Here is a 21205-nt window from a genome sequence, read left to right on the forward strand (position 1 = left end):
AAATGCGAAGCCTGTTTTTAAGAGACCTCGGTTATTTTCCCATCCGCAAGCCGGAGGATTCTTGAGCACGCCTCCTGAACCAATTCTTTATCATGTGTTATGATAAAAACAATTTTGCTTTCAGCCAGCTTTTTCATCATTCGGCTTACCACCAGCATATTCGTATAATCCAATCCGCTGGTTGGTTCATCAAACACGATAATGTCCCGATCCGATAGGAAGGCAACTGCAATGGCTAATCTTTGCATCTGACCTCCCGAAAGGGTCATGGGATGCTTGTCCATCAACCGATTTAAGTCAAGCTCCGTCAATATTTCTGTTATTTTATCATCAGACACGGTATGATTGAGAAGCTGGAATTCCTGTTTTACACTTTCCGCAAAAAGCTGATGCACCACATCCTGCATAATCATATAGCATAGACTGCGGCGTTGCTTATGGTTATAAGTCTTATTTTGATAGGTAACGGTTCCGCCTGATTCTTTTATTAGTCCGCATAAACAGCGCATAAAGGTGGATTTTCCAGCTCCATTTGTCCCTGTAACAGCAATAACATCTCCCTTCTCTGCAGAAAATGTTGCCCGGTGTACAACCGGTTCGTTTCTGTAACAACAGGTAAGGTCTGCAATCGTAAGAAGAGCCTCTGGGGGCTTTGGCTTCTTGTTTTGACAAACAGCCGTATCAATGGGGTAAAATGTTCTGAGTCCCAATTCACGCCTATGGGTATCTGGGATGTTTTTAAATTCCTCATTTGAATAAACAAACTCAATATTACCGTCCTTCAAATATACGGCTCGATCCAGCAGATCCATTAGATAGTACAATCTGTGCTCTGCTATGAGTATGGTCTTTCCCTGTTTCTTCAGCTTGAAAAGGATCTGACGAATACGCTCAATTCCCTGATCATCAATATTTGCAGAGGGTTCATCGAAAACATAAATCTGTGGATTGGCCGCATAAACCGAAGCAACTGCCAAAGATTGTTTTTCCCCGCCGGAAAGTTCGAACACCCCTCTGTTCAGCAACCCTTCAATTTCAAGCTCCTGCGCCACTTTTCTGACTCTTGTTCTGATCCTGGCTGGATCAGCCCCCATATTCTCCAAACCAAAAGCCAGTTCGCTGTCCGTATCCAGATTAAAAAACTGCGTTTTGGGATTTTGAAAGATGGAGCCTACGTGTTCTGCAATCTGATAGGTTTTCAAATTACGGGTATCCTGCTCGGAAAGAAGCACCTTTCCGCTGTACTCACCTTCTGCGAAATGAGGAATTAATCCATTGATCAGCTTTGTCATCGTTGTTTTTCCGCAGCCGCTTTTTCCGCAGAGCAAGATAAACTCTCCGGGCTGTATGGCAAGTGTAACATGAGAAAGCTGTTCCTTTTTTTGCTGCTTATATGCAAAGGATACATCATCAATTTGGATTTGGATCATAGGTATCCCCCCTGGTATAGAAACATTTTTGCGATAGTCCACCCAAGCAGTCCGACTGAAGCCACCATCACAAGAATGTCAAGACCTCTCAGGCAAATGTCTATGGCGCAGGTCTTTGGAACCGGGTTATCAATCCCGCGTGCTGTGATTGCCTGACTTAATTCATCGGCGGTGTTCGATGCGGTGATCATGAGCGGCACGTATACGTATTCCAGTTTTTTTGCAATTCCTTTTACATCTCTCAATTTCATCGCATCGGAAATAATCTGCCGTTCTTCAGAAAGTGCCGGAAAATAACGAACGGTAATTGTCAGCGGGATAATTAAGGTTTGAGGAATGTGCAGTTTTTGCAGCGTAAACATCAACAAACGGATCGAAGTCGTCTGCACTAATATTCCCCCCGCTAAAAAGCATGGAAGAAGCTTGCGGAATGTAACGGCTACAATGTTAAAATTGGCGGCAATCATGTTTGGGAGAATTGGCAACAACCCATACTTAACGGCGCTTAACGCTATGTAGATGATTGCCCCTTTCAGCGCAGTTTTGGGGATGCCAAGCCCAACTGCAATCAGCATCAGTACCACCAAAATCGAAGCCTCTGCCAAATAACTGGTGTTGGTAAAAATAAAGGCGCTGACAGCAATGAGCAGAAGCATTTTTGTCCGCGGGTCGAAAGAGATAACCCCTTTTGGAATTGCGCCCATTAAATAATACCTGCCTTTTCGAAATGCTTTTTGAAGAGAACTTTGCCAATAAATCCTCCAATCAAACCGCCTACAAAAGCAGCCGCAGTAAATCCAAACAGGGAACCTGCTGAAATCATCTTTAGCATATTGGCAACGTAGGCGGGGTCCATACCCATTTTGATGATGGAATTAACATAACTATCTTGAAACAGCCACATAGGAAGCGGAGAACCGATAAATCCGGCAGCAAGGATTCCGCAAGATACCAAAGCACTCTCTGTGGTTTGATATCCTAATGCTCCGCGCGCAATTTCAGCGACAATGCCTGCAATTGCAAAGGATAAGATAATCGTCCATGTGCATTCCCCAATGGCAAAATAGATAATACCATTGATCAGCGCCACCAAAAGAGCGGTTCCCTTTTTGGGCACCTTTGCCACCAGCAGCATATAAATTGATCCGCATACCACACCGCATATTGCAGGCCATAAGAGCCAAATAATCGGTGAAGCCATGGAAGGTACCATGACGATAAATGAAAGAATCATGTAGATAGCTGAAAATACACCGATGTTTACCAAATCCTTTACCTTTAAATTTTTTTCTTCCATGTTAAGCTCTCCTTAAAAATATATTTTCCAACAGTTCTGATGCAGCCGCATAAAACCGGGTGGAATCGGTAAGTAAACAATTTCGGTTAGCGTTAGCTAACCGATAAAACAGAGAAAATCGGGTCTCAGCCCGATTTTTAAAATAAAAGAAGATTCAGTTTTTACGGATTCATAATTTTTTCCCAGCCGAAATTCATCGCATCAGCCATTAAATCTATGAACGTAAGCGCTTTTTCATAAGAATAACCGTGCGTGATAATCTCAAACAGCGGGGTCAGTGCCGTACTGTATAAAATGTGAAGCTGTTCATCGTTGAATTTCCGAGTAGGTATTCCCTGTTGTTGTAATGCTTCAATCAAACGCTTTGCACCGCTTACTTCTAACATTACTAAATCGTGCCGGATTGTTTCATACTTTGTACCAGCAGAACGATTAAACATCAGCTGAAATTCATCAAAGTGATGATAAATATAGTCCAGCACTTCACGGTTGCCGCTATCGGAAGCCGTCCGAAACAAATCGAACTTCCGATTTGCAATCTGCTGGATAGCAATAGTTGTTAACTCCAAATCGCGCCTATAGTATTCCTTTAAAGTTGGTTCAACCAGTGCCTCAAACATCGCTTCCTTCGTGGGGAAATGCTTGTATAATCCTCCTGCTGTAATTCCAGCCTGAGCCGCAATTTTTCGCATAGATGCTTTCTCGAAGCCTTGCTCCAAAAATTCTCTCTTTGCGCTTGTCACAATCTTTTTATGTGTGTCTGTTTTATCACGCGGCATGGCGGACTCCATTAAAATAAGATTACAGTGTTCACTAATAATGTATCAGACTCAAACTTGATTGTCAAGTCTTATTCTTATTTTGCTTCTGGTTCGCAAACCCGCTCAACCCCCTCACTTTTTCCTTAAGAGAATGGTGGCTATTTTATACAGAACATTGTTCTGTACGGAAGGAGTGCATTGTGACGCGAATTGTATAAGCGCCGGAGATACGGCGGCGGGAACTCACAAATACCCGCTGACTCTTAAAGCTGAGACAGCGGGTATTTTTTGTAAATACATTATCGCGCTTTATTTCGTCGGGACCGCTCCATTCGGATGTGCTGCACGGAAGCCGCAGCTTTCTTTTATCTATCCCTTATAAGTCATCACAACCGTTTCACCGGCGACCGCATCTCCGTATTTCATGGATAGATCCTTCATCCGATCCAAATTCGTGATAATGCAGGGGGAAACCGTGCTCAAACCCTTAGTTTTGATCAATTCCAGGTCCATCTCCATCAGCTTTTCCCCCGCAACCACATGTTGCCCCTCCCTGACACAACAGGTGAAGCCTTTGCCCTCCAGGCTGACGGTATCAATACCCAGGTGAATCAGAATCTCGGCGCCGTCGTCGCCCTCAAGACAAATCGCATGAAGAGAATGCGCAATTTGAACGATTGTCCCGGAAACGGGCGAAAGCACTTTTCCGCTGCTGGGAATCACCGCAACCCCGTCTCCAAGTACCTTATTTGAAAAAACACTGTCCGGCGCTTCGGTGATCGGGACGACCTTCCCACTGAGCGGAGCCATCATTTTAAGCTTTCTGAATCTTGTGCCGAATAATCCCATAGCCAACCTCCGAAAACAAAGATGAATCATTAATTTAATAAAAAATAAACAGCGTTATGAATGTTCATAAAACGATTCTGCATGTTCTAGAGAACCGGCGCGGCCCTTTCATCGGATACCTACGCCCGATTTTTATAGGGCCGAAAGCCGGTTTACAAAGTATGCCGCCAAAAGACTTTTCGCGCCTCAGGTTAAAAAGCAGCCGCGGATACCCCGTCAAAGCTGTTTTTTCATCGCGTCCACCAAAAGCTCCGCCTTTGTCCCCACAATGATCTGCGTCACCTGATTTCCCGCCTTCATAATGCCGGAGGCGCCCAGTACCTTGAAAGCCCGTTCATCCAGCTCCTTGTTGCTGTCCAAAACCAGCCGGATACGGGTAATGCAGGAACTGATCTCCTTGATATTTTTCGTGCCGCCAAGCAATTCTATGTACTGTCTGGCCACCTCGTCAAACCCGCTTTTATCGACGAGCTGCGAAAAGCTCGCAGATTCCTCGTCCTCCTCCCGGCCCGGCGTCTTCAGGTCAAACTTCCTGATGACAAACACAAACAGGAAGAAATAGACGACGGCAAAAACAAGGCCGATTGGAATGATGAGCAGCGGATTTTCCGCCTTGCCCCAGTTGATAACATAGTCGAACAGTCCGGCGGAAAACGTAAAGCTGTCGCGGATCCCGAACAGGTTGCAGACTACAAGGGAAAGGCCCGTCAGTACGGCATGGATGACAAACAGGCCCGGAGCGAGAAACATGAACATGAATTCGATCGGCTCCGTAATCCCGCAAAGGAATGCGGTAAACGCCACGGAGAAGAGAGCGCCGCCGACAACGGCCTTATTTTCCTTCTTAGCGCACACATACATGGCTAAAGCCGCGGCCGGAAGAGCAAACATCATAATCGGGAAAAATCCTGCAGTAAAGACACCTCCGTTAGGGTCGCCCGCGAAAAAGCGCCACAGGTCGCCCGACACGGCCTTTCCGGTCGTGGGATCCGTGTAGGTGCCGAAATTAAACCAGACCGCCGTGTTGATGATGTGATGAAGGCCGAACGGAAGCAGCAGACGGTTTAAAAAGCCGTAGAGAAACTCGCCGGCGCCGTGGCTGGTGGTCATCCATACGGCGGCGGCATCAAGGCCCTTCTGGATGTACGGCCAGACAAGGCCCAGCGGAACGCCGATCACAATGGAGCATCCCCCCGTGACAATCGGAACAAAACGGCGGCCACCGAAGAACTGGAGCCAATCCGGCAGTTTTGTGCTCCTGAACTTATTATAGCACAAACCCGCGATCACGCCGGCGACAATCCCGCCGAAATGAGCCATGTTGATTTCGGTCAGCCCCTCCGGCCAGCCGTTCTGTGGCATAAAGAAAGTGCCGACCTGAAGCGCGTGGTTCACCGCCTGCGCCGACGCATTCAGAACATAGTACGCCACAGCCCCGGCCAAACCGGCCGCCCCGTTGTTGTCGACCGCCAACCCGACCGCGATGCCGATGGCGAATAAAAGCGGAAGATTGTCGAACAAAGCGCTGCCGGAATTCATGATCAGCGGGATGTTCAGCAAATCACTTTGGCCGAGCCGAAGCAGAATGCCCGCGATCGGCAGCGTCGCGATCGGCAGCATCAGAGCCTTTCCAAGCTTTTGCAGCGACGAAAGGATTCCGGAATGACTTTTTTCCATTTTTCTACCCCCAATAAATTAATACTATAGGAATCGGGATCTTCCCGAAATACCTACCATTGCACCATTCGGTGGATATCGACCGCCAGAAACGAAACGGAGTCTTCCCCAAGGCTGACCCCCAGATCCTTCTCCACCAGCCGGGCCACCCGGAGCGCTGTATTCCAGCATGGTTTCAGTTCGGACTTTACATGTATTTTCAGTTGCATAGAGGGCTCCTTTCCCTGAGAGGCGTTCCGAATCAGACCATTTAAGCTTAATAGAAAACTTTTAACCTCCTGAGACGAGCTGTCAAGCTCCCTGTGCATACAATTCGATATCAGAGTGAGAATTTCACTGTACACCCTTGTGTTTTTCATTGCGGCGGCAATATGCTTATTGCTGCGTGCGGAATAGAGGTGAAGCGCGATAAAGCCGGTTTCCGCCTCGCCTATTTCAACCTGAAGGCGTTCCCGGATGATTCCTGCCGCAATCTGGGCAACATCGTATTCCTCCCGATACAGGATTGAAATTTCGCTGGTAAAGGGATTGTCGATGGGAAGATCCATCTGAAGACATTCGATCGCAAACGTGATGTGATCCAGAAGAGCCCCGTAAAGGTTTCCGTTCTCAATGTTCAGTCTTCTTTCGGCAATGTCAACAATTTCGCGGGTCACCTGCTCCACCCTGCTCTGTTCCCATGAAAACTGACTCAGCTTGCTCATATTACGTCTGCTGTCGAAAATATAAAAAACCTTTTGTTCTTCCCCTCCTTCCTCCAAGGCGTCACCCGCTTTTTTGCCAAACCCGATCCCCTTGCTCATCAGAACCATTTGCGCGCCCTTTACATCCTGCACCAATACCGAATTGTTGTTCAACACTTTCACCACACTAAAACCCACAAGCATTCCTCCAAACAGATCAGGTTCACAGCCGTTCATCGGCTTCTCGCATTTCGTTTCCGGTTACAGTGGCTTAGGAGTCCGATGGCAAAAAAAATCAGGCATGACAATCACAAATACCTTTCGGTACTTTCGTGAAAGTTCATGCCTGATCAGATGGATCAGTTACATACTTTTTATATTTAATTCTATTAAAAATAATAGACGATTTCATTCAATTCGTCAATATCTATTTCTTAAAATAATCCTCCTTCATTTTTGGTCGTATTATACAAATCAGTGCGCAGCGCAAAGAGAAAATCAAGCTAAATGATCCCGTATTCCTGAGGAATGTTTTATTTGAAGTTACATTCTCAGCAGAAATCCGTCAAATTCAGAAACGTCATACACATCCGGCATCTCCGTAATATTTCCCGTTTCCGGGACAAATCGCAATTACTTTGCCAAGGATTGCTTTTCCCGTTTTCCCTTAATCATCATATACTCGCCTAATTCCCGAAACCCGATTTTCCGGTAGATGCGCCCGGCCAGAGGATTATCATAAAAAAGGCACACAAACTGTTTTCCTTCGCTGAAAAGCTCGCCGCAAAGCTTGCTGACAAGACTGCCCGCGAGGCCCCTGCGCCTAAGATCCGGCAAAGTCGCGACGCCGATGATCATCGCGGATCTGGAATTTTCCGCTGATGAGGAAGCCGCCGCAACCAGTCGCCCGTTTTGAAACGCTCCCCAACAGCGCCCGCCGGTGGAAAGGTTGATTTTCAGCTCCTCCGCCGCTTTTTTCTCTCTTCCGGCATATGTGGACTGAAATTCCTCAATTTGTAAGTACAGGCGAACAAGCTCGGCCGCATCATCCGGTTTCAGGCGGCGCAGAGAGAAATCATCGGGCGCGGGAAACATACTTTGCATCCCGTTCAGCCTCGCCATGTAAGTCTTCTGGCCTGTTCGGTCCGGAAAAAAGGGCAGCAGCTTTTCCAGAAGGATGCTTTTGCCGCTGACAATATTGACTGCGCGGCGTGTTAAAAAATCCGCAGCGCAGGCCGCGTCATAGCCATCCCGCCTGCTGTAAAGGAGATAGCTTTCAAGGTACCGGAGCAACAAAAAATCCCATCCGTCCGGGCCGTCCTTGACAAATACTTCAACCTTATCCCCTTCCAGTCCGAAACGCTCCACATCGCCAAAGATAAACAGGTTCATTTCCGGTTCCTCTTGAATGTACGCAAATACCTGTTCGCGGTCGAAATCGGTCAGCTTTCTTAAATCATGATTTCCCATGGAAACATCAGTCCCAAACCAAATATTTATCCGTCACAGGATATTGTGTTCTATCTTACCCTCTTTTTCCTTTGCAGTCAATCAGTCTTATTTGCCGAAGCGATACAAAGTGAAACTGATTTCACCGATTTTACTGACTCCTCCGTATTCGGAAGCATCGACTTTCTCCGCATTCGCCGTCACATAGGAAACAATCTCCGAACCGCTCCCCATTCCGCCGGAATCAGAAACGATAAAATAGGTTACCTTGCCCTCGCTGACAAGCGCTTTGAACTGATCCAGCGTCATTGCCTGATCTGTGCCCAGAAAACCGCCGTAAGCAACTGCGGGTAGCCCGGTATCCGCGATGATCTGATCGACTTCATTCGAGCTTTGCCCCATTACCAGAAAGCTGCCCTCCTTGTAATTCTCGACCAGATATTTTTCCAGAGCCACAATATTGCTGTCGCTTGAAACAAACGCATGCTGATTCGCCGTCATTCCCAACGTATCCATACCGGATTTCAGCTCAGGGCCGGCATAAGGCATGGTAATATTTGGGCTGACGTACAGCGTCGCGGTCAGCGACCAGTAAAACGGACCCGACATCATGGAAATCAGCGCGCATACCGCCGCAAGCCGCAAGGCGGTTTCTTTTTTCGGGCGGGCAAGAAAACCCGCCATGAGTCCGAGCGCGAGGAGTCCGAATCCCACGATCAGCGGGAGCAAGCAGGAACGAAGCTCCGCATAGCTCCACACATAACAGGCGGCAACCGCATCGGTGACGGCAACACAAGCGGGAAAAATCCATTGCTTCCAGCCCTCCCTGCCGCGAAAGGCGCGGTACATTCTCGGAAATCCGATTCCCATCAGTCCCGCGATCCCGGGTGCCAGCATGCAGAGATAATACCGGTGAAAGAACGAAGCAAAGCTGAAAAATACCGCCATGACTGCCAGCCAGGAGACCCAGAACAGGAAAACCCCTTGTTTTAACGTCATCTTTTTCAAAGAAAATCTATGAAAGCAAGCAAGGATGCCAAACAAGACCGGCAAAATCAGCCACGAGGCCTGCCCATACATACTGCTTTGCCACAGCCGAAGAAAACCCGCGGTGCCGATGTCGTTTCCCGTGCCGCCCATTGTCCGCATACCGTCGCCGAATCCCATGCCGTCGCTCCGGTTATTCTGTCCGCCGGGTGCGCCCCCGTTCTGAGCAGTTTGCCCTCCGCCGGCCCGGCGGTTTCCCCGAGAAAATCCGTCGGAATTGCCATTCGGTTGATTTTGTGCGCCCGGGTTCCGGAACCCGCCGCGATTTCCTCCAAAGCTGCCGCCGCCCGTTCCTCCTCCCTGCCTGCTGACGCGTTCCATACCGTTATGCCCTACAATCAGCTCCATTTCCGTGTTATTGGTGGAGCTGCCGACATAAGGCCGGCTGGAAGCGGGAGTCAGGTCCACAGCGGCCACCCACGCAAAAGAGACAGCCGCCATAATCACCGTCGCGACCGCGCCGGCGAGCAAACGCTTCCACACCCTGCCTACGGCGCACAAAAGATAGACCAGCGCCACAGCCGGAATCACCATGTATGCCTGAAGCATCTTGACGTTGAAGCCGACCCCCACCATCGCGCCGGAAAAAAACAAATAGCGCCATTTTGAAGTTTCGATCGATTTAAAAAGAAACCATGCCGCGATCAACAGCACAAGAATCAGCTGCATATCCATTGTATTGTTTCGGGAAGCCACCACAACGGCCGGAGTCAAAGCGAAAACAAGCGCCGAGAGAAGTCCGGCGGGGCGGCCGAAATATTTAGCCGTCAGGAGATCCATCATTACGCTCGAGGCCGCGCCCGCCAGCGCCTGCGGTAGCAGCATGACCCAGCCGTGATAACCGAACACCAGAACGAACAGGCACTGAACCCACAGCGCAAGCGGGGGTTTGTCGACCGATACCATTCCGGCAGGGTCAAACGATACATAGAAAAAATTATGCCAGCTTTGCATCATGCTTTTGATTGCCGCGGCATAATACGCGTTCCCGTAGCCTATCTGGGAAATCGCGTAAAAATTAAGTCCGAACGAAAGCAGAGCGATCCCGGTCAACAGGATCCTATACCAATGTGATTTTATTCTGTTTTGGAGCGGATGATGAATACCGGGTATCGCTTTCATGGCTTTCCCCCAAAGAATGATGATACGGCCAGTGTAAGCGAGGGATGTTGACTCAAAATGAACCCAGTATAAAAGTTGCATGAGGAAAGCGGGCAGAAACGCGTAAAAGCACTTCTACCCGCTTTCCTGATTCCCATCCTAACCCGGTAAGCTTCTTCATATATATAAAATCGAAAAGGAGAGTGATTGAATGGGACGGGAATTCCTGTATTGGGAAATCACGGGTTTTATCGTAACGGTTGTTCTTGGAACCCTGCTTCATTTTGCCTATCAGTGGTCTGGAAAAAGCAAAATTGTCGGCTTATTCGCCCCTGTAAATGAAAGCACCTGGGAACATCTGAAACTGCTTTTTGTACCGATGACCCTGTTCACGGCTGCGGAGTATTTTCCTGTTGGCTGGGAAAAAGAAAACTTTATCGCCGCAAAGGCCGTCGGGATTCTGATCGGCATGTTCACGATACTCGTGATTTTTTATACTTACACCGGAATTTCAGGGAAAAATTATCTTTGGGCCGATATTGTAACCTTTATCCTAGGGGTTGCGGCCGCTTTTGGGTACGCCTGGTTTAAAATGGACAAAACTCCGGATCCCATCAAAGACTCCAATCTGATTGGTCTGACATTGATTCTGGTTATCGTCTTCTGCTTTGCCTGTTTTACTTTTGACCCGCCCCGGATTGCTTTGTTTCGGGACCCGGTGTCGGGGCGATATGGGATTGCCGACCCTTAAACAGAAGTTAATGAGGATCGCTGTCGCGAAAAAAGCAGACGCGATTCCTTCCGGATCGCTTCGCACGCGGCGGAGCCATATCCGCGTGCTCAACAAGCTGGCGGGCATTGCCGGCGCTTTCGGGGTATGAGGACGCCGATGGATACAGCCGAGAACACCGCGGGCAAGTCCGGTTAATTTTGTGTTTCCTCTGGCTGACTTAGGCGACGAGGATCGTTTCACAAAGGACCGGGTTCAGATTGCCAGACTGAAAATAAATCTCTTTCATATTCCATATGACTTAATTCCCCATCAATCAAATTTCATATCTATGATATTGGAAAATAGTATAAAAATATTATAAAATCAGTAATTATTTACATTATTTTATTTTATTGTAATTCGTTTTACCAAAATTGTCATATTTTACTCTTCCCGCATAGTATAAAACACAATCTCCCAAAGGAGTGATTAAATCATGTGCTGGAATTGTTGGTATCACCGCTGCGGCTGGCGCGGATGCAGAAGATGGCCCTGCCGCCGTTTCTGGTGGTAATAAATATATAAGCAGAGGAGCAGATCTTCGTGATCTGCTCCTCCCGTCTTTTCAGCCCCCGGAATTACTAACAGGCCTATTTCACTGATTTTTTACAGATATCTCAATCTTTCTTAACAACCGCTTCACGATTCGTCCATAAGTTTCCCTTATACTGTTTTACATAGAAGAGAAGAACCAAAGACCACAAGCCCCTCGAAAGAGGTTTTTCGATATAGCCTTTTCAATACAACTCCTCCCCCTAAACAGCCGCCTGTCAGGCGGCTGTTTTTTCTTTGGAAAAAGGCTGTTATCGGGAGGCCGTCATCTCACGCATTGCGTCCCCAAGGCACCGGATTCCCTTTTCGATCACATTCGCATCCGAATTGGTGTAGCTCATCCGGAACGTATTCACATTGCGTTCGCCGACATAGAACGGATCTCCCGGAACAAAGGCGACATTCTTTTCCGCCGCGATTTTGTTCAGCTCCACCGCGGACATTCCCTCCGGCAGCGTCACCCACATAAACATTCCGCCCTCCGGATCGGTAAAGCTAACGTCCTGCGGAAAATAGCGGCGCGCCATTTCCACCATACAGTTTTTACGTTCCTGATACATCGTGCGGATTTTTTCTATGTGCGCGTCCAGGTCATTGTCCTGAAGATACTGGCAAACCATCCGCTCGGCAAAATAGTCCGAGTGAATATCGGCCGCCTGTTTTGCCGCGACAAGGTATTTCATGATTTCAGGCTTCGCGCAGACCCAACCCAGCCGAATGGCGGGAGATATAATTTTTGAAAACGTGCCAAGCATGATGACATCCTCCCCCAGAAAGGACTTCATGCACGGCATTTCGCTGCCCGCGAAACGGAGCTCCCCGTATGGATCATCTTCCACAAAGATCGTTCCGCTCTTTTTCATCAGCTCCGCAACGCGTTTTCTATTTTGTTCGGAATAAGTCAGACCCGAAGGATTCTGAAAATTCGGTACGGCGTAAAACAGCTTTGGGCTGCAGCTTTTCAGAATTTCCTCCAGCACGTCCGTGTCCGCTCCGTCCTTCCTCAGCGGAACCGCGTGATAGTTTGGCTGATAAATATTGAACGCCTGAATCGCGCCAAGGTAGCCCGGACGTTCAATCAGCAAATCGTCCCCCTTGTTGAGAAACAGCTTTGCGAGCAGATCAAGTCCCTGCTGGGAGCCCGTCGTCATCAAGATATCCGCCGGATCAACCGTGATTCCGAACCGCTTTTGGTAGCGCGCGGCAATCAGTTCGCGCAGGGGCGGGTATCCCTCCGCGGTACTGTACTGAAGCGCGCCCGCACCATCCTCGCTCAGGACCTTTTGGGCCGCCTCCGAAATTTCGCGAACGGGAAAGGATGCCGGATTCGGCAGCCCGCCCCCGAATGAAATCAGGTCCTTTCTGGCGGTTGCCCTTAAAATATCCGAAATAAAGGGATTAATAGCGTTTTCCATTCGGTCTGCTAAGCGAAGATTCATGTTTTCAGCCTCCATTACTGTTTTTGTATACAAAAAAGCCTTCATCCCAATAGGACGAAGGCTTACTTCGCGGTACCACCTATAATTGCGCTGCCGTGCGCACACTCTTTCCGCACCGAAAGATGCGGTGTCCCTGATAACGGCGAAACTCCCGGTGAAAACTACGGCGCAACCACGCTTTCGAATCACGGCTCCGGGGTTACTTTCCGCGGCTGAGGCTGGGATTTTCACCGGCCATCCCCTCTCTGAATCCACAGTGCTCCGCGTACTCTTCCCTTTCTCTGCCTTTTTCCGATTCATTTTTGTAAAGTTTAATTCATTCGCGTTTATTTGTCAAGAAAATTCCGCATAAGCCGGCAAACTCATTATTTTGTAAAGCGCTTTTCCAAAAAATGCTCCGTAGAATCCTGGTCGTATTCAAAAAAGGAATGTCCGATTAAAATATAAAAATCCCGCCTCTCCCTGTTTCCGATGGAGAAAACCGGCGAATTTTTCGTCAACTGATACGAAGAAAAAAGGAAACATGCTGTTCTTTCGCGGATTTTGTATCTTTACAAATTGTGTGAAATCAGGTATGATTTTATCAATCGCAGTAAATACCGGTGATGAGGCTCACCGTAATCGCATCTTAATGCTGACGGCTTCTGCTTTAAGTTTTAGAGCAAGAGCTGTTATTTTTTTTGAAAGGCGGTATTCTATGAAGGCTAGCCGGTTTCTGATTGTAGGGATGGGGGGCTTTTTCGGCGCGGCCCTGCGGTACCTGATCTCCTGCATGGCCGTCAAATTGTGGGGAGAATTTCCTCTTGGCACGCTGATTGTCAACCTTGCCGGCGGTTTTCTGATGGGGTTTATCATGGAAGCCGCGGCCGGTTCCTGGTCTTTGCCGGATGAGATGAAGATTTTTCTGACTACCGGCATGATGGGAGGACTGACCACCTTCTCCACCTTCAGCTACGAAACAGTATCTCTCTTCTCCAACGACAGCTACTGGCTGGGCGGCCTGAACGTCGGTTTAAACCTTTCCCTCGCCCTGCTGGCCTGCTGGGCCGGAAAATCCGTTGCACAGATGATTTGAATTATTTACTCCGCCACTGAGAATAACAGAAATGGAGCGATGTTTTTGGCGAAGGATCATAAGCGCGGACCCGCGCGTTGGAAGCTGTTCTTTGCTGTTCTGATCTTGTTTTGCGCGGCAGCCGCATGTATTTTTACGTTCCACGGAAAATTACTGAACGGAAAAGCGGCGGAAAAACCGCTTTCCTCCAGCTCGGCGGCCTCGGTCCCGGTCAAAAAAGAGGCAAGCAGCCAACAGCCTGCGAAAGACGAAACGAAACATCTGGTCAGCGTACCCTTCATCAGCCAGGAAGAAAAGCTGCCTTCCGGCTGCGAGCTGATCAGTTCTATGATGCTGCTGAAATACTACGGTCAAACCACCACGGCGGACGAAATCATGCGCCGCACCCCGAAATCCACCCTGCTTGCCGCCGACGGGAACGTATACGGCATGAGCCCGAATCAGGCGTTTATCGGCAATCCGTATTCCCCCGACGGACTTGGGTGCTATTCTCCGGTTATCACCGCGGTGGTCGACTCCTACTTTTGGGACGCCGGAAAAATAGAAGCGGTCAATTTAACCGGAACCAGTCTGGACAAGCTGGCCAGAGATTATATTGCAAAGAATTCCCCCGTCATCGTATGGGCTACGGTCAATATGGAAAAGCCCGGTCAGGGACAAAGCTGGATTCTCGCGGACACAAACAAGTCTTTTCAATGGATTTCCGGGGAGCACTGCCTGGTGATGGTCGGATATGATCAGGAGAACTACTATTTCAACGATCCCGCCGACCCCACAGGGGTGAAAAGCTACAAAAAGTCTCTGGCGGAAGAGCGCTATCAGGATTTAGGGAAGCAGGCCGTCGCCGTGCGCCCCGTTTCATCCGTCACGGCATAGCGCTCATGCCGGTTTTTTTACAGGAAGCGAAGGGATACCATGAATCTGCTTGTAAGCGCCTGTCTTCTCGGAGTTCGCTGTCGTTACAGCGGCACCGGATGCCCGAATAACAACGTGATCAAATTGGCGGAAAAGCATCATCTGATTCCGATTTGTCCGGAACAGCTCGGCGGCCTTTCGACGCCCCGCGACCCGGTGGAGCTGGTAAGCGGCCGAGCGGCAACGCGCGACGGCTCAGACCGCACGGAGCAGTTTCTGCGCGGCGCGGAAGAAGCCCTGCGCCTTGCCCGGCTGTACCGTTGCGGCGGCGCCGTTCTAAAATCCCGCAGTCCCTCCTGCGGATTCGGAAAAATCTACGACGGCACGTTCTCCGGAACCCTGACCGAAGGAAACGGGGTGGCCGCCAAACGGCTGGCTAAGGCCGGACTCTTCCTTTGGAACGAGGAAAACTGCGGCGCAATTTCCGAATCGGCAGAAAACAATGAGGAATAAGACAGGGCGGCCGAAGCATTGCTTCGGCCGCCCTGTCTTATTCCTGCTGCTTTCGGCTCCACACACACAGTCGGTCGGACAAAAGATCGACGCCGGCGAGAAGAGCGAAACCAATGACGGAGATAACCAGAATTCCAAGGTACATGCCGGTATAATCGATTCTGGACCACGCGTCCAGAATATAATATCCCATTCCGTATTTTGTGCCGTATCCTTCGACAAAAAACAGAATGGAAAGCGCAGTCCCAAGGGAAATGCGGACGCTGGTCAAAAGCTCCGGCAGGATCGCAGGCAGCGCGACATGCCGTACGATTTGCGCGCGGGTGGCTCCCGCGCTGACGGTGACAAGATACATGACCGGGTCGATCTGACCGATACCGTCGCGCACGGACACAATAATCTGAAACACGATAATCAGAAAAATAATCGCGATTTTAGAGCCGTCGCGCATTCCCCACAACAGCATCGCAACCGGCAGCAGCGCCGTTTTCGGAATCGGATAGCTGAAATAAATCAGCGGATACAGAATTCTGTTCGCCCGGGCGGAATAGCCCATCAGCATTCCGACGGGCACCCCGACCAGCAGGGAGAGCACCAGTCCCGCCGCAATGCGCCATAAACTGTACAGGATGTGAATTCCGATCCGGTCGGCGATCAGGGTTCCGGAGTTCCGGTAAACATCGATCGGGTTGGGAATCACCGTGATATGGAACAGAAAATGTGCCGTGAGCCAGATCAGATTGATCAGCAGAAATCCTTCCAGAAAGGTTCTGCATCGCTTACGAAGCCGTTTCACTCGTCCTCCTCATCCGGCCTGAGCCGGTCGCGCAGAAGCCGCCTGATTTGCCGGTACTCCGGCTGCCGGGGATCGGAAACGCCGAAAAAAGGATTTTTCGTTTTTAACAGGATTTTCCCTTCTCTTTTCCCCATGACAAAGACGGAGTGGCCAAGATAAAGAGCTTCCTCAATACTGTGCGTCACCAGTACCGCCACGGCCGGGCGGCGTTTCCACAGACTCAGGAAAAGCTCGCGCGCGTCCTGCCGGGTGATCTCATCCAAAGCGGAAAACGGTTCGTCCATCAGCAGCAGATCCGGCCTGAGAATAAAAGCCCTTGCGACCGCGGCGCGCTGCGCCTGCCCGCCGCTCAGTTGAGTGGGGTACCGGTCCAAAAGCGGCATCAAATCAAGCGCCTGCCAGATTTCCCGGATTTCCTTCCGGCGTTCTTCCGTCACCGGTTCGCGGCGCAGGCGGAGCGGAAGCAGACAGTTGTCTCTCACAGTCTTCCAGGGGAGCAGGCCCAGATTTTGGGGAATCACCCCAATGCGATGCGTTTTCGGGCTCAGGGGTTCCGGGTTCCCGTTTTCAAACACGGTCACCGTGCCGCTTTCGATTGCGACCGTTCCCGCGAGAGAGCCGATCAGGGTTGATTTTCCGCAGCCCGACGGGCCCAGAATCGCCAGCACCCGTTCCGATTCCATGCAAAAGGAAAGGTCCCGAACGACCGGGATGTTTGCCTTTTTGGTGCGGTAGCCGACACAGAGCCGGTCCACCGATAACACGCGGTTCATCACGTCTTTCTCACGAGGCAACGTCGTCGATCATGCTGTCATAGCTTAAATCGGACTTGCACAATCCCTTGGTGCTTGCCCATTGAATTGCATCCTCCACGTCCTCTTTCGGCGGCAGCTTGCTCCGGCGAAATTTTTTGAGCTTTATTTTCCCGTTCATTTCCTTTGGATAACCGACCGCATCGATCACCGTACTCTCATATTCGCTCAGGTCAGTGCTGTTCATATAATCGACAGCCTCGTTATATGCCCGGTATAAATTCCGGATTGCCCGGCCCTCTTTTTCCAGCACTTTCCCCGTAAAGGCGGAAACAGCGGGATAAAGCCCGATGGTGTTCGCGCTGCTCAGTTCAACCGCGCCGTCGTCCAGCGCGAGCGTCGCGAACGGCTCCGGAAGAAGGACGAGGTCGATCTTATTATTCCTCAGCAGCTCCAGCCGGTCCGGTATGCGGGAAACCACTTCCTTCTCGACATCCGCCGGCTGCATCCGGTTTTTCTCCAGAATCCGGTCCAGTGCGTATTCAATCAGTGTGTTCTGAGAAATCGCAATGCTCTTCCCCTTGATCTGACTGAGATTTTCGATCCCGGTGCTTTTGCCGGCCAGCAGCAGATAATCTCCATCCGTAATCCCGGTAATTCTCACGTCAAGACCCGCGTTCCGGTACATGCAGACCCCGACATAATCCGTCAGCACGCCGTCGATTTCGCCGGCCTGCAAAGCCGCGTCGCGGTCCTTTGCGGAAGTGAAAACCTGCAGATCCAGCGTAAACCCGTATTTTTCGTCCAGCTTATTCCGGTTGATCAGCGCAAACGGAATCACATCCGAGGAAGACATCATGCCGAGCCGGATCACCGGCTTTTCCCCCTGGGAGGACGCCTTTGCAGATGAAGCTTGCGCGGGGGATTGCCCGGACGAAGTCCCCGCGCCGCCGGAAGAACACGCCGCCAGAGAAAACACCATCGCAAAAGCCAGCAGGGCCGCCAATCGTCTAATCTTTTTCTTCATTCTTTTCCTTCCCTTCCCAGCGCCGGTAATAGTCGTTCTGCAATCCAAGGCTGTCCATGGCTTTTCCTGCAACAAAATCGATCAGATCGTCTACGGACTGCGGGCGATTGTAGAATCCCGGCATGGCCGGCAGAATCGTAACGCCCAGTTTGGACAGACGATAGAGATTTTTCAGATGAACCGGAGAAAGCGGCGTTTCCCGGGGAACCAGCACCAGCGGGCGTTTCTCCTTGATCATCACGTCCGCCGCGCGGGTCAGCAGCGTTTCGGAAATTCCCGCGGAAATCTGCGCGGCGGCGGACATCGAACACGGGAGGATCAGCATGCCGTCGCATTGAAACGACCCGCTCGCGACGGGAGAAAACAGATTTTGGTTGTCTTCCTCAATGATTTTTGCCGGTCCCTGCCGCCACAGGACCAGCCTTTCCTCCAATCTGACCCCCGTTTCATACTCCAATATCTGAGTCCCGTGTTCGGTGGCAACCAGATGCAGTTCCAGCTCCCGATGGCTCAAGGCATCTACCAATCGCAGAAAATAGGCGCTTCCGCTCGCGCCCGTCAGACCGATGATCAGTTTCTTCATTTTCTCAGCCCCCTAAAAAAACGCGTCCAGAAGTCCGAAAAACAGCAATGTCAGGCTCACCAGCTGGTTTACGCTGTAGGAAGCGATGTTGACATGGGTCAGATTGTCCGGTGATACCATGCGGTATTCCGCGAGGAACAGGACCGTGATAATTCCCAGTCCAATATCATAGAATACGCCGAACTGCGGGGTCAGTATGCCAATCACGACCAGACAAAGCAGCGTCACGATATGAAACATCATGGCGATGAGAAGCGCGTATTTCACACCGAACGTCACAGGGATGGAATGCAGCCCGTTCGCTTTGTCAAATTCATAATCCTGCGACCCATAGATGATGTCGAAGCCGGCAACCCACAGCGTATTGGCGCATCCCATGACGAGGGGAATCAGCGAAAATTTTCCCGTAACCGCCAGCCACGCGCCGATCGGCGCGCAGGCGCAGGTAACGCCCAGAATTAAATGGCACAGAAAAGTAAACCGTTTGGTATAGGAATAGATAATCAGCAGAAACAGCGCGACCGGAGAAAGCGCAAAGCACAGCCAGTTAAGCTGATAGGCCCCAAGCAGCATGAGAAAAAAGCAGAACGCGGTAAAGGCGACGACCTCGCCCTTTTTCATTTCTCCCTTTGGGATCTGCCGATTGGCCGTGCGTGGATTTCCGGCGTCGATTTTCGCGTCGATCACGCGGTTGATCGCGTTCGCTCCCGTGCGCGCGCCGAGGAAACACACAACGATCCAGAACACCGTGGACAAGGAGGGCAGCCCTCTCGCGGCCAAAACCATGGAGACCAGAGCAAAGCTGAAGGAAAAAATAGTGTGAGAAAACATTACCAGCTTTCCGTAAGCCTTTATTTTTTCGGCGATTTTATGAAAAACCATACTCGTTCCACCTTTCATCCACCCGCTTTTTCATCTCTCCCGACATGACAATATCGTCGGGCCAGTCGCGGGTCTGCCCCTCTTCCCGCCATTTTTTCGTTGCGTCGATCCCGATTTTTTCCCGGAAAAGCACCAGATCCCTGCGCGCGTCGATATTGTTGAACACCTTCCAGAATACTTCGGACAGGTCGCGCGTATTGACCGTATCGTCCACCGCGATTAAAAACCGTTCGGGGCTGGTTTTCAGCTCCTGTTTCAACGTTTCACCGCCCTGAAACGGGCGCTCCTTGTGTACTGCCAGAACGCGGAAAGAGTCTTCCGGCGCCGGTGGATGGGGCAAATCGGAGGTCGCGTCAACGCCGAGCCGGCACCCGTACAAAGGTTTTGCCGAAGAATGGTCCAGCGCGTCAAGCGGACCGTCGCAGAAAACCAGCTGCTCCTTTCCGCGCACCGCGCTCAGCACGGCGCCGCGGACGGCGGAAAGATTCTGAACATCCACGGATTCATTTACCGCGATAATCAGCTTTGTGTACATCATCTGCCCCATGCCCCACAGAGCGTTCATTACCTTGTGGGCGGCGCCGGGGAAACGCGCCTTTACCGATACGATTGCACAGTTGTGAAAAACGCCTTCCAGCGGAAGATTGAGGTCGCAAAGTTCCGGGATCTGCATCCGCAGCAGCGGCAGAAAGATGCGTTCCGTCGCCTTCGCCAGAAAGCAGTCCTCCATCGGCGGCCTGCCCACCACGGTCGCGGGATAAACCGGATTTCTTCTGTGCGTCACGCAGGTGACGTGAAACTTCGGGTACATATCGGCCAGAGAATAATACCCCGTATGGTCCCCGAACGGACCTTCCCGGACAAGCTCCTCCCGCGGATCGACAAAACCCTCCAGCACGAATTCGGCGTCCGCCGGTACGAAGAGGTCATTTGTAACACAGCGCACCATCCGAATCCGTTTCCGTCTCAGCCAACCGGCGAACATGATTTCATCGATCTCTTTCGGCAGCGGAGCGGTCGCGGCATAGGTAACGGCGGGGTCGCACCCCAGCGCGACGGAAACGGGCATTTTCTCGCCCGCCTCCAGATATCCGGAGAAATTCAGCCTGCCGTCCTTGTGCCGGTGCCAGTGCATGGCCGTGCTGGTTTTGTCCAGAACCTGCATCCGGTACATCCCCATATTCTGACGTCCGGTCTGCCGGTCCCTGGTGAATACAAGCGGGAGCGTAAAAAAGCGGCCGGCATCCTGCGGCCAGCATTTCAGAACCGGGAGCTTCGATAGGTCCGGTTCCCGTTCGACGACTTGCTGGCAAATTCCGCGCGACCTTACATGCCGGGGGAAAACAGAAATCAACCGCAGCAGACGCGGGATACTCCGGATTAAGCCGGCAACGGAACAGTATTCTGAAAAATCCAGGTATTCCTCAATCTGCTTTGCCACGTCTTCCAGGGAATCCGTACCAAGGGCAAGCCCCATCCGCTTCATGCTGCCGAACGCGTTCATCAAAACCGGGCAGCACGATCCCTCCGGATTCCGGAACAGCAGAGCCGGCCCGCCCGCCTTGCCGACGCGGTCCGCGATTTCCGTCATTTCAAGCACAGGCGAAACGGGGACTTCAATTTCCATCAATTCATTCTGTTCCCGAAGCAGCGCAATAAAGCTTT

General features: G+C 50.8%; 21 protein-coding genes, 1 riboswitch and 1 other annotated feature. Of the genes, 5 read left to right on the forward strand and 16 right to left on the reverse strand.

The window, feature by feature from the left end; genetic code table 11:
- Positions 1-17: 17 nt before the first annotated feature.
- From HCR03_RS05555 to HCR03_RS05595, 9 genes are all read right to left on the reverse strand, one after another.
- Positions 18-1430, reverse strand: coding sequence for an ABC transporter ATP-binding protein (locus HCR03_RS05555; RefSeq protein ID WP_187037031.1), 1413 nt, complete (start codon positions 1428-1430; stop codon positions 18-20).
- On the reverse strand, positions 1427-2134 hold the full coding sequence (locus HCR03_RS05560) for an energy-coupling factor transporter transmembrane component T (RefSeq protein ID WP_156990880.1): 708 nt from the start codon (positions 2132-2134) through the stop codon (positions 1427-1429). The genes HCR03_RS05555 and HCR03_RS05560 overlap by 4 nt, the downstream gene beginning before the upstream one ends.
- On the reverse strand, positions 2134-2727 hold the full coding sequence (locus tag HCR03_RS05565; RefSeq protein ID WP_066648093.1) for an MptD family putative ECF transporter S component: 594 nt from the start codon (positions 2725-2727) through the stop codon (positions 2134-2136). Before HCR03_RS05565 ends, HCR03_RS05560 begins: the two co-directional genes overlap by 1 nt.
- Before the next feature lie 161 nt (positions 2728-2888).
- Positions 2889-3506 (reverse strand): TetR/AcrR family transcriptional regulator, encoded by a 618-nt coding sequence (locus tag HCR03_RS05570; RefSeq protein WP_207645040.1) that lies wholly within the window; start codon positions 3504-3506, stop codon positions 2889-2891.
- 351 nt (positions 3507-3857) lie between these two features.
- Positions 3858-4337 carry a PTS sugar transporter subunit IIA gene (locus tag HCR03_RS05575; RefSeq protein ID WP_187037033.1) on the reverse strand — a complete coding sequence of 160 codons (480 nt, stop codon included), beginning with the start codon at positions 4335-4337 and terminating at the stop codon, positions 3858-3860.
- Between the two features lie 216 nt (positions 4338-4553).
- Positions 4554-6014 carry an N-acetylglucosamine-specific PTS transporter subunit IIBC gene (gene nagE / locus HCR03_RS05580; protein WP_187037035.1) on the reverse strand — a complete coding sequence of 487 codons (1461 nt, stop codon included), beginning with the start codon at positions 6012-6014 and terminating at the stop codon, positions 4554-4556.
- A 53-nt stretch (positions 6015-6067) separates the two neighbouring features.
- Complete coding sequence (locus HCR03_RS05585) at positions 6068-6895, reverse strand: PRD domain-containing protein (protein ID WP_166525139.1); 828 nt, start codon at positions 6893-6895, stop codon at positions 6068-6070.
- A gap of 435 nt (positions 6896-7330) precedes the next feature.
- A complete protein-coding gene (locus tag HCR03_RS05590) occupies positions 7331-8167 on the reverse strand; it encodes a GNAT family N-acetyltransferase (RefSeq protein ID WP_156990876.1) in 837 nt (278 codons plus the stop codon).
- Positions 8168-8254: 87 nt separating this feature from the next.
- Positions 8255-10315, reverse strand: a complete 2061-nt coding sequence (locus tag HCR03_RS05595; protein ID WP_187037037.1) for an ArnT family glycosyltransferase — start codon at positions 10313-10315, stop codon at positions 8255-8257.
- Between the two features lie 190 nt (positions 10316-10505).
- On the opposite strand from HCR03_RS05595, the gene HCR03_RS05600 reads away from it, so the two are divergent.
- Together HCR03_RS05600 and HCR03_RS05605 are read left to right on the forward strand one after the other, a co-directional pair.
- On the forward strand, positions 10506-11045 hold the full coding sequence (locus HCR03_RS05600; RefSeq protein ID WP_156990874.1) for a DUF6512 family protein: 540 nt from the start codon (positions 10506-10508) through the stop codon (positions 11043-11045).
- The gene (locus HCR03_RS05605) at positions 11032-11175 is read left to right on the forward strand and encodes a hypothetical protein (RefSeq protein ID WP_156990873.1); all 144 of its coding nucleotides are present in this window, start codon (positions 11032-11034) and stop codon (positions 11173-11175) included. Before HCR03_RS05600 ends, HCR03_RS05605 begins: the two co-directional genes overlap by 14 nt.
- Before the next feature lie 694 nt (positions 11176-11869).
- Here the strand turns inward: HCR03_RS05605 and HCR03_RS05610 are convergent.
- Positions 11870-13057, reverse strand: a complete 1188-nt coding sequence (locus HCR03_RS05610) for an aminotransferase-like domain-containing protein (protein ID WP_187037039.1) — start codon at positions 13055-13057, stop codon at positions 11870-11872.
- Positions 13058-13104: 47 nt separating this feature from the next.
- Positions 13105-13348 (reverse strand) — a binding site (T-box leader).
- A 301-nt stretch (positions 13349-13649) separates the two neighbouring features.
- Positions 13650-13711: riboswitch (Fluoride riboswitch) on the forward strand.
- A 43-nt stretch (positions 13712-13754) separates the two neighbouring features.
- On the opposite strand from HCR03_RS05610, the gene crcB reads away from it, so the two are divergent.
- From crcB to HCR03_RS05625, 3 genes are read left to right on the forward strand one after another with little or no spacing between them, the layout of a single operon-like run.
- A complete protein-coding gene (crcB, locus tag HCR03_RS05615; protein WP_066648101.1) occupies positions 13755-14132 on the forward strand; it encodes a fluoride efflux transporter CrcB in 378 nt (125 codons plus the stop codon).
- A 45-nt stretch (positions 14133-14177) separates the two neighbouring features.
- Positions 14178-15008, forward strand: a complete 831-nt coding sequence (locus tag HCR03_RS05620; RefSeq protein ID WP_187037041.1) for a C39 family peptidase — start codon at positions 14178-14180, stop codon at positions 15006-15008.
- A 39-nt stretch (positions 15009-15047) separates the two neighbouring features.
- Positions 15048-15500, forward strand: coding sequence for a DUF523 domain-containing protein (locus HCR03_RS05625; RefSeq protein WP_187037043.1), 453 nt, complete (start codon positions 15048-15050; stop codon positions 15498-15500).
- Positions 15501-15537: 37 nt separating this feature from the next.
- Here the strand turns inward: HCR03_RS05625 and HCR03_RS05630 are convergent, their stop codons facing one another.
- Genes HCR03_RS05630 through HCR03_RS05655 form a run of 6 tightly spaced genes read right to left on the reverse strand, consistent with a single transcriptional unit; the run spans position 15538 to position 21167 of the window.
- Entirely contained in the window at positions 15538-16296 is a 759-nt protein-coding gene (locus HCR03_RS05630; protein WP_187037046.1) for an ABC transporter permease, read from the reverse strand.
- The gene (locus tag HCR03_RS05635) at positions 16293-17069 is read right to left on the reverse strand and encodes an ABC transporter ATP-binding protein (RefSeq protein WP_187037048.1); all 777 of its coding nucleotides are present in this window, start codon (positions 17067-17069) and stop codon (positions 16293-16295) included. The genes HCR03_RS05630 and HCR03_RS05635 overlap by 4 nt, the downstream gene beginning before the upstream one ends.
- 10 nt (positions 17070-17079) lie before the next feature.
- Positions 17080-18075, reverse strand: a complete 996-nt coding sequence (locus tag HCR03_RS05640) for an ABC transporter substrate-binding protein (protein WP_187037050.1) — start codon at positions 18073-18075, stop codon at positions 17080-17082.
- Complete coding sequence (locus HCR03_RS05645; RefSeq protein WP_187037052.1) at positions 18059-18658, reverse strand: UbiX family flavin prenyltransferase; 600 nt, start codon at positions 18656-18658, stop codon at positions 18059-18061. The genes HCR03_RS05640 and HCR03_RS05645 overlap by 17 nt, the downstream gene beginning before the upstream one ends.
- A 12-nt stretch (positions 18659-18670) precedes the next feature.
- Complete coding sequence (locus HCR03_RS05650) at positions 18671-19540, reverse strand: UbiA-like polyprenyltransferase (protein ID WP_187037054.1); 870 nt, start codon at positions 19538-19540, stop codon at positions 18671-18673.
- Positions 19527-21167, reverse strand: a complete 1641-nt coding sequence (locus tag HCR03_RS05655) for a menaquinone biosynthesis decarboxylase (protein ID WP_187038023.1) — start codon at positions 21165-21167, stop codon at positions 19527-19529. The genes HCR03_RS05650 and HCR03_RS05655 overlap by 14 nt, the downstream gene beginning before the upstream one ends.
- Positions 21168-21205 lie beyond the last annotated feature (38 nt).

Origin of the sequence: Caproicibacter fermentans (assembly GCF_014303955.1) — a bacterium.
Classification (GTDB): domain Bacteria; phylum Bacillota; class Clostridia; order Oscillospirales; family Acutalibacteraceae; genus Caproicibacter; species Caproicibacter fermentans.

What these genes read in the sequence shown, in the direction of transcription:
- nagE (WP_187037035.1), bottom strand. Translation starts at nt 6,014, where the DNA reads ATGGAAAAAAGTCATTCCGGAATCCTTTCGTCGCTGCAAAAGCTTGGA.
- HCR03_RS05570 (WP_207645040.1), bottom strand. Translation starts at nt 3,506, where the DNA reads ATGCCGCGTGATAAAACAGACACACATAAAAAGATTGTGACAAGCGCA.
- HCR03_RS05640 (WP_187037050.1), bottom strand. Translation starts at nt 18,075, where the DNA reads ATGAAGAAAAAGATTAGACGATTGGCGGCCCTGCTGGCTTTTGCGATG.
- HCR03_RS05565 (WP_066648093.1), bottom strand. Translation starts at nt 2,727, where the DNA reads ATGGAAGAAAAAAATTTAAAGGTAAAGGATTTGGTAAACATCGGTGTA.
- HCR03_RS05590 (WP_156990876.1), bottom strand. Translation starts at nt 8,167, where the DNA reads ATGGGAAATCATGATTTAAGAAAGCTGACCGATTTCGACCGCGAACAG.
- HCR03_RS05610 (WP_187037039.1), bottom strand. Translation starts at nt 13,057, where the DNA reads ATGAATCTTCGCTTAGCAGACCGAATGGAAAACGCTATTAATCCCTTT.
- HCR03_RS05635 (WP_187037048.1), bottom strand. Translation starts at nt 17,069, where the DNA reads ATGAACCGCGTGTTATCGGTGGACCGGCTCTGTGTCGGCTACCGCACC.
- HCR03_RS05560 (WP_156990880.1), bottom strand. Translation starts at nt 2,134, where the DNA reads ATGGGCGCAATTCCAAAAGGGGTTATCTCTTTCGACCCGCGGACAAAA.
- HCR03_RS05575 (WP_187037033.1), bottom strand. Translation starts at nt 4,337, where the DNA reads ATGGGATTATTCGGCACAAGATTCAGAAAGCTTAAAATGATGGCTCCG.
- HCR03_RS05650 (WP_187037054.1), bottom strand. Translation starts at nt 19,540, where the DNA reads ATGGTTTTTCATAAAATCGCCGAAAAAATAAAGGCTTACGGAAAGCTG.
- HCR03_RS05655 (WP_187038023.1), bottom strand. Translation starts at nt 21,167, where the DNA reads ATGGAAATTGAAGTCCCCGTTTCGCCTGTGCTTGAAATGACGGAAATC.
- HCR03_RS05625 (WP_187037043.1), top strand. Translation starts at nt 15,048, where the DNA reads ATGAATCTGCTTGTAAGCGCCTGTCTTCTCGGAGTTCGCTGTCGTTAC.
- HCR03_RS05645 (WP_187037052.1), bottom strand. Translation starts at nt 18,658, where the DNA reads ATGAAGAAACTGATCATCGGTCTGACGGGCGCGAGCGGAAGCGCCTAT.
- HCR03_RS05595 (WP_187037037.1), bottom strand. Translation starts at nt 10,315, where the DNA reads ATGAAAGCGATACCCGGTATTCATCATCCGCTCCAAAACAGAATAAAA.
- HCR03_RS05600 (WP_156990874.1), top strand. Translation starts at nt 10,506, where the DNA reads ATGGGACGGGAATTCCTGTATTGGGAAATCACGGGTTTTATCGTAACG.
- HCR03_RS05555 (WP_187037031.1), bottom strand. Translation starts at nt 1,430, where the DNA reads ATGATCCAAATCCAAATTGATGATGTATCCTTTGCATATAAGCAGCAA.
- crcB (WP_066648101.1), top strand. Translation starts at nt 13,755, where the DNA reads ATGAAGGCTAGCCGGTTTCTGATTGTAGGGATGGGGGGCTTTTTCGGC.